Source organism: Dulcicalothrix desertica PCC 7102 (genome assembly GCF_003991905.1).
GTDB classification, from domain to species: Bacteria; Cyanobacteriota; Cyanobacteriia; order Cyanobacteriales; family Nostocaceae; genus Dulcicalothrix; species Dulcicalothrix desertica.
In genome coordinates this window covers 132,512-149,452 of record NZ_RSCL01000006.1, presented here as the reverse complement: position 1 = coordinate 149,452, position 16,941 = coordinate 132,512, and the positions used below count along the sequence as shown (strand labels likewise).

The following is a 16,941-nucleotide window of genomic DNA, read 5'->3' as shown; positions in this document are numbered from 1 at the left end:
GGTAAAATTTTATAATAAATGCGCTGAAAACCCTTGCTCTTGACACCGAAATAATATTTAAACTTGTGGGTGAGTGATGAATGAAACTAACACCCCAGATAATGGGGCTACCGAACAACCAACATTATCTGAGACAACCGCACAATCTGAGCCTATAGATTGCCCGTTTTACTCGGTTGTGCCGCATAATTTGACAAATCAAATGTTGACAAATACAACCCTTGTGTCAAGCGAACAGAGTAATGACGCTGATTTTAAGCAGCAAGTTTTCACCTTAAATGAAGAACAATGGGAAAGTCAGGTAATTACAACCCCTGAAATGTCAGAAAATAATGACAATCAGGCGCCATCAAAAGATTGGGTAGCAGAACCAGATAGTGCCAAATTAGCGGCAATTGATGCAGAATTTCAGCAAATGCTTGCGTTAAACCATGAGTTACGAGCAGCAAACGATAAACTATATAGTCAAGTAGAAGAATTAACGTCTCGTTTGGCAGAGTCTGAAAAAGCTGTGCAGTTTCAGCAAAAGCGTTATAGCGTCACCGAAGCAATGCTAAAACAACAAACGCAAGAACTTTGTGCCACTCAAGAACAAGTTCAATCACTTTATCAGCAATTAGACAATTCTTTACAAAACGTTCAACGTCAAGAAACTTTAGTTGAAACGTATAAAGCTCAGTTAGAATTTAACCAACAGCGTCTCGCACAGTTAGAGCGAGAATGCGCGAACTTGCAAGCTAATTATAGTTCGCAGTCACAGCAACTAATTCAGTCAGAAACTGCGTGTAAAGAACTGCGGACAAGGTTAATGCGACAGCAACGTCAAACATTGCAGTTTAAGGCAGCACTTGAAAAATGCCTAGACCCGATGTCTGTTGTCGAAAGCGATGATAACGAATCTCCAACGTGTCAAACTACAGTTAACGATTCTCCTTCTCTGAAAAAATTTAAGTCTTTGTTCGTAAATGCCGAACCGATAAAACCTTGGTCAGCTTCAGGAGATTTTGATTCTGTAGAGCAAAGTATCGAACCACTAAACGAAAGTATAATTGTACCACAACAGACACCCACACAACCAGAAGCATTAGAGGCGCCACCTCAACAAGAACCACATCCTCGTGACAACTTAAGTGAGCAAATCGACAGTGTAATTCAAATGTACTTTGTCTCTCAAACGGCGCCAGCTTCATCAGAAGTGAATATAGAACAAGATATACAAGAGATTATAGAGGCACCAAAAACAACTTCTTTTAAACAAGCAGAAGACATATGGGATACAGTAGCAGACGAAGTTGAAACTCAATCATTCAATTTTACAAGTCAACAAGCAGATAAAAATAGTACAAATAATGATACGGCAATTACTCCGGAAATAGTTATTGAGAAAAACTCAATTCCAAATGCTGTGGAAGAAGATTATTGGGCAGAAGTCTCGCAACTAACACATTTAGATTTACCAGCTACAGAATCACCACATCATCCTTCTCATAATATTGATGATGCAAATTCACCTTCACCAGTAGTTTACCCCAGGCGCCCACCTCAAGGACGTAAATCATTATCCTCTGTACAATTACCTAAATTTCCTCCAAAACCTCAACAGTAAAGAGCGTTTCAAATCAACTATCATGAACATAACGTACCAACGTTAATGCGTACTTATGTTATTTGATGAAACCCATCTTATGCGACTGTCGCAAGGACAACTTAATACACTAGAAAAGTGTCCGCGACAGTTTCAGCATACTTATTTAGAGCAACTTTACTCTCCTATTGACCCAGACCACGATGAAAAGCTAATGCTGGGAAGTCGGTTTCACTTGCTTATGCAGCAACGTGCAATGGGTTTATCTATCGATAGTTTTTTGGAAACTGATGCTCAATTACGCGGTTGGATAGATGGACTTAATACTGTGGCGCCGTTTATTCTAGAAAAAACGAGTGATGAAACGTTCAAGGAAAGCGAACACTATCGAACTCTACAATTTCAAGATTACTTACTCACGGTTGTTTACGATTTGTTGATTGCAGATAATGTACAAGCACAAATCTTAGATTGGAAAACTTATCCAAAACCGCAGAATCAGAAGTATTTAGAACAAAATTGGCAAACAAAACTTTATTTGTTTGTTTTGGCTGAAACTAGCCAATATGTGCCAGAAAATATTTCTATGACCTATTGGTTTGTTCAACCTCATGATAAACCACAAAGCATAAAATTTAATTACAGCACTGCTCAACATGAGCAAACAAAAAGAAAATTACAACAGTTACTTACTCAACTAAATCGATATATAACTGTATATTATCAAGGGCAAGATTTTCCACAAGTTCCTGAAGGCAGTAAAATATGCGACAACTGCCAATTTGCAGCACGGTGTAATCGAAATTACGCTGTCTCTAATAGCAACTCTCAACAGACTCCCTCCTTAGCATTAGACCCTTCGCTACTCGACTTAGTTACGATTGAAGAAGTAACCCTTTCATAATGTAGAGACGTGATATATCACGTCTTTCATAAGTCTTTTTTATGCAATTTGATAATAATGATACGGTGTTTGTTCGCGAATTAGGAATTGATGATATTGCCACCATCTACCATCTAGGGGAAGAATTATTTACAAGTGATTTATACCCGTATTTATACCGAACTTGGGATGAGTGGGAAGTGATAGGACTTTATAACACCGACCCAGAATATTGTTTAGTTGCTGAAATTGATGGCGAACTTGCTGGATTTATTTTAGGAACAATTATCACTAAAGCTACCTGGACTTATGGTTATATTCTCTGGTTAGGAGTTAATCCAAAGTTTCAGCGTCGTGGTGTAGCTGACAAACTGGTTGATAAAGCCATTTCGCGGATGATTGAAGACGGCGCCCGTTTTATGCTTGTAGATACCGACCCTGCCAATGCACCAGCGCTTAAGTTTTTTAACCGCAAAGGTTTTGGTAATACGCGCGAGCATATTTTTCTATCGATGAATTTAAGTAAGCACGAGCATTACGGCAGATTAATAGAATACGAACATCAAAAGGCAGAACGTGCAGGATATCGAAGAGTCGCAAGGGAGCGGAGTAGACGTAACCCCACATTGCGCGCAGGTAAACCAGATGCAGGCGCCAGTGATGTTGTTTTGAATCCCCTTGTCAACGATATTCCGTCAGTGGATGAAACATCTAACAGCCAGGATTAAAAAAACACCTCGCACAATGTAAAAAAAAGTTATGCTAACTTTTATGAAGATTTAAGAATTTGGGGAGAACACGGCAATGGAACTATCTCCATCGGTTAAGTACGGGTTGAATTTCGTCCACCCAGTCCTGATGTGGGGGTTATTATTAGTATCACTGTACGCAGCTTATCTGGGTTTAAAAATACAACGTACCCGTAGCGCGCAAGGTGAAGAAAAGAAAGAGCTAATTAAAGGACGTTATAATGTTCGTCACTTTCAAATTGGTTCTTTGCTACTAGGCTTTATGGTGGCTGGTTCTGTAGCGGCGATGGGTGTGACTTATATTAATAACGGTAAGTTATTCGTTGGTCCCCACTTGCTTATAGGACTTGGAATGACAGTTCTAATTGCGTTTTCAGCATCGCTTTCCCCTTTTATGCAAAAAGGCGCCAATTGGGCACGCATGACGCATATTTTAATCAATTTCACTATATTGGGTTTGTTTACTTACCAAGCTATTAGTGGTGTACAGATTGTACAGAGAATTATAAGTAAAGCTTAATTGAAAAGCGAATGGTCGCTGGAATATACTCCAGCGACCACCAAGCATCGATTATTGAGCATTATCACTTTTTTGGAAAAGGTACACCAATTGAACCGTGAAAATCGTCTTGAACCTTACGTGTTAAACGACGTGAGACTTGACGAACAATTTGGTTGAGTAAACGCTCACCTGTGCTTTCTATCAAAGACTGAGGTAAACGCTTAATAAACTTAGGAAATTGAATATGAACAGCTAAATTTAATTCCCACTCAACGCGCGTTTGAAGCGAACCAATTGAAACATCTTCCTCACGGCACTCGACGAGTTGCAAGCTAGCGCGATAATCTACATCGTATCCAGGTGGGTTGTAATCGGGAATTGGAATAGTCTGAATTTTGTAAACACCTTCATCGGGTGGTAAAAGTTCTAAACCGATTTTTGGTTCAACTTCATAATTGAAGGCGCCAAAGCGACCGATGACCAAAGCGTAACCATTTTGACCAAGTGGCTGAACCTTCATTGGTTCTGCACAGCGCACAAACCACTTAGAATGACAGTTTAAATACTCTGCCACAGTGTCAGATGGGGCGTACATTTCCATACAATCGCTGTGGCGACAATAAAACGTTATTGGTTTGCCAGCGTCAATATTAGAGATTAAGTCCTCTGTGTTGACTAAACCTGATGTTACAGACATTACTTGCTCCGTGGTATCAAGTGTTTGGTAGTCCTGGTCTTTCGATAGCATATCGGTACTCCTGTGTCTTTTTCCTTGCCCTTTATTAATCATTCCCATATTTAAGATAAGGTTTCGTACTAATTTTCTATTTTTACCAAAAGCTTAAAAATATGTAACAAAGTTCATTTAATCTTTTTAATAATCAGACTTAACCAAACACTTACTAGTTTCTTAGGGTAACGTTTATCATGAAAGCTTTTGTAGCAGGTGCAACAGGAGAAACAGGTCGTCGCATAGTTACTGAACTAGTTGCGCGTAATATTCCTGTCCGTGCCTTGGTTCGTGATATCAACAAAGCAAGAAGTATTCTTCCTGCGGGTGTTGATTTGGTACAGGGTGACGTTCTTGAACCTGGTACCCTTACGGCAGCAATAGGTGATAGTACTATAGTTCTTTGTGCTACTGGTGCCAAGCCAAGTTTTGATCCCACCGGACCATACAAGGTAGACTTGGAGGGAACGAAAAATTTGGTTGATGCTGCCAAAGGTAAAGGAATAGAGCATTTTGTTTTAGTGACTTCGCTGTGTACTTCACAATTTTTTCACCCCCTCAATTTGTTTTGGTTGATTTTGGTATGGAAAAAGCAAGCTGAAGAATATCTTCAAAAAAGTGGCTTGACTTATACAATTGTCCGTCCAGGTGGGTTAAAAAATGAAGACAACCAGGATGCAATTATCATGCAAAGTGCTGATACATTGTTTGACGGTAGCATACCCAGACAAAAAGTGGCGCAGGTTTGTGTAGAAGCTTTATCAGAACCAAGTGCAAAAAACAAGATAGTCGAAATTGTTGCAAAACCCGAAGCGGCGCCGAAAGGTTTTAGTGAGCTATTCGCGGGTGTTGCTTAGTAATCTTGCAACGGATGGAACAGATGTAACGGATAATTTATTACAAACTGAAATCAATCAACCATCCGTTACATCCGTTAGGCATCCGTTGCCAATTTACCCTCTTTTTTCCTATGTCTCTGAACCTGAAAAGCGAATACAAATCCTTTGGTGGTAAACTCAGCTTTTACTCCCACGCTTCCACCACTTGCAACAGCGAGATGTCCTTTGCTGTATATCAACCTCCACAAGTACAAAAGTCTTATCCAGTTTTATACTTCCTTTCTGGGTTAACTTGTACAGAAGAGAATTTTATTGTCAAAGCCAACGCTTTAAAATATGCTGCTGAATATGGGTTGATTTTAGTGGCGCCAGATACAAGTCCTAGAAATGCAGGTATTCCAGGTGAAAATGATAATTGGGACTTTGGCACAGGCGCCGGATTCTATGTTGATGCTACACTTGCACCTTGGTCAAACTATTACAACATGTATAGTTATATAGTTGAAGAGTTACCAAATTTAATCGCTGCTAATTTTTCTATTGATATAAACAAGCAAGGTATATTTGGTCACTCAATGGGAGGACACGGCGCCCTTGTTTGTGCCATAAGAAATCCAAATAAATTTAAGTCAGTATCAGCATTTGCACCAATTGTGGCGCCAATGCAGTGTACTTGGGGAACAAAAGCATTTACTGGTTATTTGGGTGAAGATAACCAAAATTGGCGCCTTTATGATGCGAGTGAGTTAGTTAGAAAACATAAGTATCACGGTCATATTCTGATTGATCAAGGTACAGACGATAAGTTTATACAAGAACAATTGAAGCCTGAGATATTTGAGCAGGCTTGTCAAGAAGTTAACCAGCCTTTAACATTACGTTATCAAGATGGCTATGACCATAGCTATTATTTTATTTCTAGCTTTATAGAAGACCATATAAAGCATCATGTTAAAGAGTTAGGTGTTTGACTAAAATCAGCGCAGTATTTTAAAAATCTTTGTGGAATTTCTGGAGAACTTCCCCAGTGTTGGTGAATATAAGAAGCATGAACATTAAATTGTGTACTCCATCCTTCCAAACCTGTAGGTTCTTCTGTATCAACACGATAAGTTTCAAAAGTAGGCGCCTTTGAGTTACACAATAAGTGTGAACGATGAAATTCGTGTCCATATATAACTGTATTTGTATCAAAAAGAAAATTTTTGTGTAATGTGACAGCACGTCGATAACCCAAAGTTAAGCGTTTGTCCATTACTGCTTGAGTTGGTAATGCTCCTACCATTGGGCAAGCTTTGCCTTCAAAGTCGATAATTTTTTCACATAGATACATCAAACCACCGCATTCAGCTATGGTGGGCATTCCTGTGTTTATGGCGGCTTTAACACTTTTAATGGCGCCTATATTGTTAGATAACTCCTGAGCAAATACTTCTGGAAATCCACCACCAAAATACATTCCCTGAATATGTTTGGGTAAATTATCTTTTATTGGACTCCAAAAAACTAACTCGGCGCCAAATTTTTGTAGTAAGTCTAAATTATCTTGATAGTAAAAATTAAAAGCATTATCTAACGCAACAGCGATTCTAACTGTATATTTGTCTTCGACACTTTCCCGTTTTCCGTTTCCCGTGTCCCCCAACAACGGTAATAAAGTTTGCCAGTCGAAACAATTGGCGCCTAAGTCAGCGAGTCGGGAGATAATAGCATCAAGTTCTGATAGCTCGCTAGTTGGGACTAAACCTAAGTGACGGTCGGGGATTGATATGTTATCTTCACGTCGCAATACACCTAAGATTTTGATTTGTAAGGGTAGAAGTGCATTTTTGAGTAAGTCTAAGTGACGGTCACTGCCAACCCGGTTAAGAACTACACCTGCAATATTTATAGTGGGGTCGAGTGTGCTGTAGCCATGTACGATTGCAGCTACAGAACCTGATAATCGACTACAATCAACTACTAAAATTACAGGTATATTTAATAACTTTGCTATGTGCGCTGTGCTAGCGAAGGGAATAGTTTTATTTCCAATTCCATCGAATAGTCCCATTACTCCTTCTATTAAGGCAATATCGACTTGTTGACGATGATGGTGATAACATTCTTTGACGTAAGTTTCTGATGTTAATACTGGGTCTAAGTTGCGACTTGGTTTACCTGTTATATAACGGTGAAACATTGGGTCTATATAATCTGGCCCAACTTTATATGATTGTACTTGGTAATTGTTTTTACATAAATATGCTAATAGGGCGAGCGTGACTGTTGTCTTGCCCACCCCACTGCGTTCTCCGGCGATGATTAATGACATGGTTGTTTGGCGATTTAAAAAGGCGGGTTTAGGAGATATGCTTACTGTTTTAGGATATCTGTTAACCCGCCCCGACGTATTTATTCTTCGGTGCTGAATCCTAATTTTAGGATTTGGGCACACGTTGCTAGGCTTTCTTCTAATAATGCTTCGTGACCCCAGCGTTGTACTTGTTGACTTAATAGGGCTTCTGCTTTTTGTTCAGAAAGTGAGGTTACTTGTTGGAATAGACCTGTGGATTGGGCGCCACCTTGAGTTTCCATCCGCATACAGCCACCTGTTTCGGAACAAATTAATGTGCCGCAGTCAGCGTTGATGTTGGTGGAGCTTAAGCGTAGTGCGATTAAGTCTCCTGGTATTTGACCACCTTCTCCCATTGGTACACCTGCTAATTCGGCTTCGATGGGTCGCTGGTCGTTGGAAAGGAATTTGATTTTGGTAATGTCGTAATCGCCTTTTTCTTGTTGATAACCAACTGGTTTCCAACCTAAGCGACTAGCAAACCAACCGATAAATAGTAGTGCTTGTACTGGACTACCTTTTTCGTAATCAATATTTACACGGTCAATATCACCTAGCGCTGCGCGACGGTTTGGTGCGTCATATGCTTGTGCTGCTAATTCTTGCCAACCAGAAATTCGGCGCCAATTTAGGTCTGCAAGCGGTACACCGTTTTCGACTAACTCTTGTAAGTTGAGTAAATCTTTTTCAGGTTCGTTGAAATTACAGGAGTCAACAATTACGTTATTACAAACTGCCGACAAGCGTTTAAATAATGGGTTATTTGGGTCGGGTGTTGCTTTCCACCATAAAAATTTAGGCAAACCACCAATTAATAAAGCTGGTATCATCCCACCAATACGTTCGAGTGCTGTTGCTGTACCTGTTAAAGTCAGGTATTCACAACAAACAAGCGTACCCGATGATTGTTTTTGAATAGGACAATAAGCAGCAACTTGAGCTTTTACACCTTCATCAGCACCCGCAACCGGAGAAAGAGTTACTATACGGCAGGGATTACGAAGTGCAATTTCATCGGCGATACGAGGACTTTTTGAGTCGCCCATAGATGAAGCGGCCTCAGAAATTGTTCCCGAAGCTCGACTTTTCGCTGCTTCTCCCCGCAATATTGTAAGTGTGTCAGGTGTTACGGTTCCTGTTTCTGGAATTTTAAAAGCTTTTTGGGCTGCCCGCAGTGCCACTTCGGTTTGAGGTCCTAATATCCCATCAATTGGGCCACTATAAAACCCTAACGCTGCTAAAAGTAGCTGCGTTTCTTCTGGTTCATAAACAACTAAAGTAAAAGTTGTTGCACGAGTTGCAGCAGGTAAAGCACCATCTTCGCCTGCCATACCATAACTTTGCCAAATTTGCCCTAATTCCGCTTCGATTTCAGTTAGCGAAATATCTTTAGGCGCCTGAAGTGAATAAATTGTAGGAGCTTGGGAAACCATAATTTTTACTAAGTATAAACAGTGATATGTAGAGACGTGATATATCACGTCTCCACATTTTTAGAGTCTTCTCCAACGACGACCGTCGCGGTTAATGAGTAGTTCGGCTTCAACAGGTTCCCAAGTACCAGCTTCATACTGAGGAACTACTATTGGGTTAGAGGATGCATCCCAAACACTTAGTGCTGGTGTTACTACTTGCCATGCGGCTTCTACTTCGTCACCGCGTGTAAATAAGGTTTGGTCTCCCATCATACAATCTAAAAATAGACGGTCGTATGCATCGGATGTTGCTTCGATACCAAACGAACCGTAACTAAAATCCATATCTACAGAACGAGTACGGAAGTCTGCTCCAGGCATTTTCACTTCAAAACGTAGCGAAATACCTTCGTTAGGTTGAATTCGCATTGCCAAAACGTTGGCGTTAACTTGTTGAGCGGCAGATTGGAAAATACGCGAGGGGACTTCGCGGAAGTGGATGGATATTTCGCTGACTTTTTTGGGCATTCGCTTTCCTGTTCTAAGGTAAAAAGGAACACCTTGCCAGCGCCAGTTATCGATGACAAATTTCATCGCTACAAATGTGGGGGTGGTTGAGTTGGGGTTAACGCCTGGTTCTTCGCGATACCCAGGTACTTGTTTACCCTTCATCCAGCCAGCACTGTATTGACCGCGTATTGCGGATAAATCTAAGTTATTAACGTCTGCCAGCCTAGTAGCTTGTAGCACCTTTACTTTTTCAGTACGGATACTTTCAGCATCCATTGCGTTAGGCGCCTCCATTGCGGTCATACAATAAAGTTGCATGAGGTGATTTTGCAACATGTCTCGTAAGGCGCCGGATGATTCATAGTAACCCGCGCGGTCTTCAACACCGACGGTTTCAGCAACTGTTATTTGTACGTGGTCTACAAAACGACGGTTCCACAATGGTTCAAAAATGGCGTTGGCAAAACGAAATACCAACAAGTTTTGTACTGTGTCTTTACCTAAATAGTGGTCAATACGGTAAACTTGGTTTTCTTTGCAGTGTTTTTGTACTACAACGTTTAGACTTTTTGCAGAAGCTAAATCGCGACCAAATGGTTTTTCAATTACTAAGCGATGCTTGTAAGGGTCATCAAGCATTTTAGCATTACCAAGCTGTTTAATAGCTTCGGCGAATAAATTAGGAGAAAGCGAAAGGTAGAACATGCGGTTGCCGCGCGTTCCTCGTTTCTCATCAAGTTCGCTTAAAAGTTTCTTAAGTTTTTGGTAATCTTCGGGTTTATCGGTGTTGCCAGAACAGTAAAACAAACCTTGAGCAAAGTCTTGCCAGAGTTCCTCTGGATGTACACCACCGTGAGCTTCTTCCATACCGCGCCGCATTTGCTCACGGAAGTATTCGTGAGTCCACTCGCGACGTGCGACTCCAACAATGGTTGTTTCTGGTGGAATGCGTCGTTCTTTTCGCAGTTTGTACAATGATGGTACAAGCTTACGCCAAGTCAAGTCTCCGGAGGCGCCGAAGATTATAATGATTTGGGGTTCGGGCATCCCTTGTTGTTGCAGACCAACCCGCAAAGGATTTTCTAGCAGACTGACCATAGAATTTTTGATGTTAGATTACGGATTTTAGATTGGGTTAGGGGCTAGTCCCTAACCCATTATTCCTACACAGGAGACAATAGCTTAATTTTGTCTTCTAAAGAGTTCATCAATGACTCAAAAGGTTTGACAAACTTATCAATACCGTCGGTGAGAAGTTCATCCATGACGGCATTAATGTCAATATTGATATCTGGGTCTTTAAGACTCTCAATAAGGTTGTAAGCTTCGTCAACATTACTTTCTACGCGACTTGCAACGTCACAATGGTCGCTACAAGCTTCGATTGTTGCAGGAGGTAAAGTATTAACGGTTTCTGGACCAATTAGTTGATCAACGTACATAACGTCACTGTAACTGGGGTCTTTAGTACTTGTAGAAGCCCATAGTAACCGTTGTACATTTGCACCCTTTGCTGCCAAAGCTTGCCAGCGTTCGTCTTGTATAATTTTCTTATACTCTTGGTAGGCGATTTTGGCGTTAGCAATTGCAACTTTTCCTTTCACTGCGCGTAGTTTAGCATCTACAGCAATGTCGGGAACCCCCTTTTTAAGTGTCGCATCGATTTTGCCATCAATATTGCTATCGATTCGGCTAAGAAAGAAACTAGCAACAGAAGAAATTTTGTTAATAGGATTACCATTCGCTGAACGTTTTTCTAAGCCGCGAATATAAGCCCAGAAACAATTAACATAACTTTGCACACTAAATAGCAGTGTGACGTTAACGTTAATCCCTTCCGATATTACAGTCTCTACAGCAGGCAACCCGGCTTCTGTTCCGGGAATCTTAATCATTACGTTGTCTTTGCCAATTTCTTCGTAGTAGCGACGAGCTTCTTTAATTGTTGCCTCGGTGTCATGGGCAATAGTAGGTGGGACTTCTATACTTACATACCCATCTAAACCATCTGTAGCATCATATACTGGGCGTAATATGTCACAGGCGTTGCGGATATCTTCAAATACAAGCGATTCGTAGATTTTATACGTAGGTAATCCGGCGCGAACACCTGCTTCGATATCAGCATCGTAGATGGCATTACCGTATATAGCCTTTTCAAAGATGGCAGGGTTTGAGGTAATTCCACAAATCCCTTGGTTTTCGACGAGATTTTTGAGTTCCCCTGATTTGATAATATCCCTAGTCAAATTATCCATCCAGATACTTTGACCGTGGTTTTTAATTTCCAGTAGATGATTGGTTGCCATAATTACCCTCGCAGATTGCTAATTTAATCCCGCTATAGCCACCTTCCGGAATAATTCTTCGTTTGTAGAGACGTGACATGTCACGTCTCTACATTCATTAATGACCATTTTTAATGAATGATTCTACTTTTGCCACATCATGCTTACTACCGATGATTAATGGAGTACGCTGGTGCAGTTTTTCTGCCACTACATCCAATATATCTGTAGTACCAGTAGTTGCACGACCACCAGCTTGTTCGATGATGAATGCTAATGGCGCCGTTTCGTAGAGCAAACGTAGTTTACCTTCAGGTTTTTTGACTGTGCCGGGATACAAGAACACACCGCCTTGCAATAATACTCTATGAATATCGCTGACCATTGCGCCACTATAGCGAGCGGTATATCCTTCTGTCCGATGGACATAGCGAATGTACTCACGTATTGATTCATCCCACTGCCAGAAGTTACCTTCGTTAACGCTGTAAACAGAGCCTTGTTCAGGAATCTTAATATTTTCTTCAGTTAAGATAAACTCGCCTAAACTGGGGTCGAGTGTAAACGAATGAACCCCACGACCGATGGTATATACGAGCATTGTGCTGGGCCCGTAGAGAATATATCCAGCAGCAATTTGATTACGTCCAGCGGCGAGCAAATCACTGGCTTTGCCGTCTAAATCTTCGCCTTCTTGTTTACGAATTGAAAAAATAGAACCAAGACTCAGATTAGTATCAGTATTTGACGAACCATCTATTGGGTCGTAAAGCAAAGTATACCGACCAATAGGACAATTTTCTGGAATATAGTAAGGTTCATCCATTTCTTCGGATGCTAGTCTACATACCAAACCGCTTTGCTTAAAGACGGAGATAAATACGTCATTAGCGTACACATCCATCTTTTTAACAGATTCACCTTGAACATTAACCTCTCCAGTGAATCCCAATACACCTTCCATCAACCCAGCGCGACTAAGACGACGAGCTACTAACTTACCAGCAAGCCCGATACGATTCATTAACGCGCTTAAATCCTGTGCCTCTGGGGAAAAACTCTGTAATTGCTGTAGAACGTGACGTGACAGGGTTGTGCAATCACGGTCTAAGCCATCCGAAACAGCGTTAACCATCGATAAATCGGTATATTCTGATGCTTGAGCCATGTTTTTAATCCTCTTGCTCGTGCTGCCTCTATATTAGAAATTTAATTTCAAAACTGATAAGTGTTTTTAGATTAACTAAAGAAAGTTCGAGCTAGGCGCCTTTGTATCAAGCGCCAAAAACCGACCAGTCGTGATAGTTATAGGAATAACACGACTCGTCGGTTTACATTGTCTATGGCTTACATTGACCGGAATTGTTTTCTGTCAATAAAAACGCGACCAATGGCTTGCGCTCAAAGAAAACAATTTGCTATGATTATGTTCCATTATTCATAGGCTTCCTGTTTCCCTGCCCAACCTCCTCGACGATTACCGCCACCGTCACCGCCACCGCCTTCGCGTGGTTTAGCTTTATTGACGCGAAGCTGGCGTCCCATCCATTCGGCGCCGTCAAGTTCGGTAATAGCGTTATCCTCTTGGGCATCTTCGTTCATGTCAACAAAGGCAAACCCGCGCATCCGACCAGTTTCACGGTCGGTAGGCAGGACTACTCTAGTCACCTCGCCGTAGTCTGCGAACACTGCTCTTAGGTCTGCTTCGGTAGCGCGGTAAGAGAGATTTCCAACGTAAATAGTCATGTGGATCGCGTTAAATATAAACAGAAAACATTTTCGTTCAACTGCAAGACCGTTTGTTACAAATTGCTATTTAAAATAAGCTATTGCTACTTTACGATCAATAACTGGCGCCGTCCGAGGCTAACATATTATTATGTCGTACCGTAAACAGCGCAATCATTATTTGGGCTGAACTTGTGTATACGCTCATAATAATAACTGATTGTGTCAAATTTCAAAGTATGAGATTTTACAAAGGTTAGTAAGTTTAGGTAAGTCTAACTTATATTTCAGATGTCTTAACCTTTTGTGCTAATTAGACGTATATCTTTTCTTTGGATAAAGATAATAAAACCATCATTAAACTTCATTTAAATAGATTCATAGTAACCATAAGAAAATACAAACATTCTCTTAAACTCACTTTAAATTTAGCGCATTTTTACCGCATCATCCATAAATTTCCCCTTGAGTAATTATACTCAATACGTAAGGTGCGTGACGCTACCAACGCACCTTACCATAAAGCATTACTCAATAGAGATAGACTGAGGGCCAGTAGACTTGCCATTGTGAGTAACCGGAGGAGTATAGCTAGTACCCATTTGCTGGTTAAGCCAACTTCTTACAGGGTCATCAGCAAGGTGAAGACGCAGGGCGCCAGAAGCAAAACCGCCCAAAAACGAAACCGGATGCTGAAGCAATTGCTTAAATATAGGAGACAGTTCATCAAGAAACATAATATTCATACCCCCAAAGGCGCCGTATCATAAACCATTGTAATCATTAATTATTGTAACAATCCCCCAATTCGTAGGGGCGGGTTAACCAAAAATCATCAGCCCCGCGCAAAATAAACGTAAACCCGCCCCAACAAGGCGCCCACAAAAACGCACAGTTAAACAACCGAAGCACGTAAATACAGCAATTGAAATTGAGGAAAGAAGTAAGAGAGCGCAGAGAAAACAAGAGTATTAACCCTGTTAGTTTCATTGGGAATAGTAAATATATTCTTGTGGACACTCTTGTGGAGCGGGCATCCCTGCCCGCCTCCTAATCTAAAAATTAATTATATGTAATACAAATATCCTAATATTTAGTGAGAAACCTGGTTTCCTTTGGGGTTTCTTTACTCTTGAAGTATTTCGTACCAGAATGAAAGGTCTTTGACGTGGTGGGAACCGTTTTGAGGATGGCGCCCGATGCCGAAGTTGTCTCTGTTTTGTAGCCAGGATGTTCGGTATAAACCGACTGTATCACCTGTAACTTTGCGTAGAACTTGGTATGTTAAATTGCCTATAACAGATGCGGCGCCGAGCGCACCTGTAACGCTTGCTACTTGTGGTGCTGCTATAGCTAGTCCTAGTAAGGTTGCGGCGGCGCCTTGAAATTCTGTAGACGGTAGTTGTTCTTTTAGTAATGTTGCTAGGTCATCAGAGTCTTGGCGGTTGCGAGATACTGTAATAAAAATATCTAGGAAGTGTTGTGCTTGACCGTAAAAGATTAATAAGCCGTTTTCACCTGTGGGTAAACGGTCGTTGTTTTTGACTCCAGGAAAACGGAAGGTTTGGGGTGTGTAAATACTTGTTTGTTCTCCTGGTGTGGCGCAACCATGTACGACTAGTGCGTCTAGGCGCATTTCAGCATCACCAAACCACTTTTTAGTGTCCCAAATAAAAATATCTTGTAACTTGACAGCAAGATTAGTTGGTTCAGGTATACTTACTGATTCTCTAGTGGCGCCTCGACTGACGGCTAAGGGTACAGTTTCATCTATCAACCATTCTTGTTGAATCATTTATAGATTTTTAATTAAAAGTACAGCGTAAATTTTATCACAAGGTAGTAAGGCAGGTTTATTCCCCAAAAGTATGATAAAAGTTTGCGGGTGAGCAGTACCTAAACCAAATCCTACAGTGTACTGAGTGTTGTAGTTTTTTGAGGTTGAATTTTTAAACGCTCTCGTATATTTTGTTAGCAGAAGGTGCTGAGTCAGGAGTTGAAAATACGCTAGAGAAAATTAGTTTACCCCACCCTAATGATGATGTCGGTTTAAGACCTACCGATTTTGGATTTAATCCACGTCAAGTAGATATTAATGAACCATTATTACTTCAAGATGCAGATAAACTCGTTAAGTTAGTTTATGAGTATTTTGATAGTACAATTGCTTCGCTTTCCAATAATCAACGCGGATCTGTGCTGGCAGGCGTAATGCATAGAACTCAAAGTATAATTCGTTTTGATATTAATCAAGTCAAACCGTATAAAGAAATTTTTCCTCTTCTACATCCTATTTTCCTGAATAGGCTCAATAGATATATTGATGATGCAGCAGATTCAGGCTTGATTTCAGTTCAACTGCTGGGAAAGGAACTTCCGGGTATCCATGCAGAGGTAAAAGCTGCATCTCAGGTTCTCTTTACTCTAGAAGAGCAGTTAAGTAGAAAAGCCGCAATTGAGGATTTAGACGATTTACTCATATTTAATATTCGTATGGCAGGTAGCCAAAAAGGTGAGAGTATAATACGTTGCCCTAACTGCCAGGTTCTCACAAGAGATATACTATCTATTAGCGACCTTGCTGATGAGTTTCTCCAGAAATTATCAAGCTATCGCAAAACGTTAAAATAAGAATTGTTCGTTATTGGAACTGGTTATTTTATGAGAGTATCTATTTCGGAGCTAGATTATTCCGATTATCATGTCTACATTTACCAGGGAAAAGATTTTACAGGTATTGCTTACGAGAATTCCAATTCGGGTCAGCTATTAGCAGAAAATTCTTATGTAGATGGCGTTTTACAGGGAATTTCAAGGGAATGGTACGAAAATGGACAGTTACACTACGAATATTATTATGAATCAGGAGCTTTAGATGGGCTATGTAAAGAATGGTATGAAAGTGGACAGTTAAAAATAGAGTGTTTGTACAAGTTTGGAATTATTATTAGCAAAAAACAATGGAATGAAGATGGAAAGCTGATTGAAGAGTATGAACTTGACGAAATTGACGCAAATTTTCAATTATTAAAGAAGTTGAGCAAACTAAAATTGGCATCAAATAAGGATTTTATAAAGCTACTAACGCAAGGCTAAGAATGGGTAAAGTTAGCATAACTTCCTTGGTATGTCGTAAATATTTTATATCCTGGTAAAATTATTCCAATACCAGTATAACTTTGAATCATACCAGGATATTTATATGGGTTATCATCTGGTTTTGCACCACCAATTCTAATTGTGAAATATGGACACCAAAAATCAAATCCTGGTATTAATAAATCCATACTGTAAGCTATTGCTCTAAGGTTTTTATCACTTTTGGTTTTCATTTTTGTACTATTTTTAGTAACAGGGACGGGCAGGGATGCCCGTTC

18 protein-coding genes are annotated in these 16,941 nt (G+C 40.4%); 8 read left to right on the top strand and 10 right to left on the bottom strand.

The window, feature by feature from the left end:
* Positions 1 to 76 precede the first annotated feature (76 nt).
* From DSM106972_RS14240 to DSM106972_RS14225, 4 genes are all read left to right on the top strand, one after another.
* The gene (locus tag DSM106972_RS14240; protein WP_127081329.1) at positions 77 to 1,606 is read left to right on the top strand and encodes a hypothetical protein; all 1,530 of its coding nucleotides are present in this window, start codon (positions 77 to 79) and stop codon (positions 1,604 to 1,606) included.
* A 55-nt stretch (positions 1,607 to 1,661) separates the two neighbouring features.
* The gene (locus DSM106972_RS14235) at positions 1,662 to 2,489 is read left to right on the top strand and encodes a PD-(D/E)XK nuclease family protein (protein WP_127081328.1); all 828 of its coding nucleotides are present in this window, start codon (positions 1,662 to 1,664) and stop codon (positions 2,487 to 2,489) included.
* 41 nt (positions 2,490 to 2,530) lie between these two features.
* Positions 2,531 to 3,196, top strand: a complete 666-nt coding sequence (locus tag DSM106972_RS14230; RefSeq protein WP_127081327.1) for a GNAT family N-acetyltransferase — start codon at positions 2,531 to 2,533, stop codon at positions 3,194 to 3,196.
* 76 nt (positions 3,197 to 3,272) lie between these two features.
* Positions 3,273 to 3,737 carry a DUF4079 domain-containing protein gene (locus tag DSM106972_RS14225; protein ID WP_127081326.1) on the top strand — a complete coding sequence of 155 codons (465 nt, stop codon included), beginning with the start codon at positions 3,273 to 3,275 and terminating at the stop codon, positions 3,735 to 3,737.
* Positions 3,738 to 3,801: 64 nt separating this feature from the next.
* Here DSM106972_RS14225 and DSM106972_RS14220 read toward each other — a convergent pair whose 3' ends face one another.
* Positions 3,802 to 4,467, bottom strand: a complete 666-nt coding sequence (locus DSM106972_RS14220) for a DUF1997 domain-containing protein (protein ID WP_127081325.1) — start codon at positions 4,465 to 4,467, stop codon at positions 3,802 to 3,804.
* A 179-nt stretch (positions 4,468 to 4,646) separates the two neighbouring features.
* Here DSM106972_RS14220 and DSM106972_RS14215 point away from each other — a divergent pair, with 179 nt between their 5' ends.
* Entirely contained in the window at positions 4,647 to 5,306 is a 660-nt protein-coding gene (locus DSM106972_RS14215) for an NAD(P)H-binding protein (RefSeq protein WP_127081324.1), read from the top strand.
* A 113-nt stretch (positions 5,307 to 5,419) separates the two neighbouring features.
* The gene (fghA, locus tag DSM106972_RS14210; RefSeq protein WP_127081323.1) at positions 5,420 to 6,259 is read left to right on the top strand and encodes an S-formylglutathione hydrolase; all 840 of its coding nucleotides are present in this window, start codon (positions 5,420 to 5,422) and stop codon (positions 6,257 to 6,259) included.
* Here the strand turns inward: fghA and DSM106972_RS14205 are convergent.
* The 8 genes from DSM106972_RS14205 to DSM106972_RS14170 all read right to left on the bottom strand — a co-directional run bounded on the left by DSM106972_RS14205 (position 6,235) and on the right by DSM106972_RS14170 (position 15,359).
* On the bottom strand, positions 6,235 to 7,602 hold the full coding sequence (locus tag DSM106972_RS14205; RefSeq protein ID WP_127081322.1) for a cobyrinic acid a,c-diamide synthase CobB: 1,368 nt from the start codon (positions 7,600 to 7,602) through the stop codon (positions 6,235 to 6,237). The two genes, fghA and DSM106972_RS14205, sit on opposite strands and share 25 nt — an antisense overlap.
* A gap of 80 nt (positions 7,603 to 7,682) precedes the next feature.
* The gene (opcA, locus tag DSM106972_RS14200) at positions 7,683 to 9,056 is read right to left on the bottom strand and encodes a glucose-6-phosphate dehydrogenase assembly protein OpcA (protein ID WP_127081321.1); all 1,374 of its coding nucleotides are present in this window, start codon (positions 9,054 to 9,056) and stop codon (positions 7,683 to 7,685) included.
* A gap of 60 nt (positions 9,057 to 9,116) precedes the next feature.
* The gene (gene zwf / locus DSM106972_RS14195; protein ID WP_127081320.1) at positions 9,117 to 10,646 is read right to left on the bottom strand and encodes a glucose-6-phosphate dehydrogenase; all 1,530 of its coding nucleotides are present in this window, start codon (positions 10,644 to 10,646) and stop codon (positions 9,117 to 9,119) included.
* A gap of 65 nt (positions 10,647 to 10,711) precedes the next feature.
* Entirely contained in the window at positions 10,712 to 11,857 is a 1,146-nt protein-coding gene (tal, locus tag DSM106972_RS14190) for a transaldolase (protein WP_127081319.1), read from the bottom strand.
* Between the two features lie 97 nt (positions 11,858 to 11,954).
* Positions 11,955 to 13,004, bottom strand: a complete 1,050-nt coding sequence (gene fbp / locus DSM106972_RS14185) for a class 1 fructose-bisphosphatase (protein WP_127081318.1) — start codon at positions 13,002 to 13,004, stop codon at positions 11,955 to 11,957.
* Positions 13,005 to 13,270: 266 nt separating this feature from the next.
* The gene (rbp, locus tag DSM106972_RS14180) at positions 13,271 to 13,582 is read right to left on the bottom strand and encodes an RNA-binding regulator (RefSeq protein WP_127081317.1); all 312 of its coding nucleotides are present in this window, start codon (positions 13,580 to 13,582) and stop codon (positions 13,271 to 13,273) included.
* A 509-nt stretch (positions 13,583 to 14,091) separates the two neighbouring features.
* Positions 14,092 to 14,301: a ssl0294 family protein gene (locus DSM106972_RS14175; protein ID WP_073621285.1), complete on the bottom strand. Its 210-nt coding sequence runs from the start codon at positions 14,299 to 14,301 to the stop codon at positions 14,092 to 14,094.
* Positions 14,302 to 14,690: 389 nt separating this feature from the next.
* On the bottom strand, positions 14,691 to 15,359 hold the full coding sequence (locus DSM106972_RS14170) for a hypothetical protein (RefSeq protein ID WP_127081316.1): 669 nt from the start codon (positions 15,357 to 15,359) through the stop codon (positions 14,691 to 14,693).
* A 173-nt stretch (positions 15,360 to 15,532) separates the two neighbouring features.
* Between DSM106972_RS14170 and DSM106972_RS14165 the strand changes: the two genes are divergently transcribed.
* Entirely contained in the window at positions 15,533 to 16,195 is a 663-nt protein-coding gene (locus DSM106972_RS14165) for a YwqJ-related putative deaminase (RefSeq protein ID WP_127081315.1), read from the top strand.
* Positions 16,196 to 16,225: 30 nt separating this feature from the next.
* Entirely contained in the window at positions 16,226 to 16,660 is a 435-nt protein-coding gene (locus DSM106972_RS14160; protein WP_127081314.1) for a toxin-antitoxin system YwqK family antitoxin, read from the top strand.
* Here DSM106972_RS14160 and DSM106972_RS14155 read toward each other — a convergent pair.
* Positions 16,657 to 16,896 (bottom strand): hypothetical protein, encoded by a 240-nt coding sequence (locus tag DSM106972_RS14155; protein WP_127081313.1) that lies wholly within the window; start codon positions 16,894 to 16,896, stop codon positions 16,657 to 16,659. The genes DSM106972_RS14160 and DSM106972_RS14155 overlap by 4 nt on opposite strands.
* Between the last annotated feature and the right edge of the window lie 45 nt (positions 16,897 to 16,941).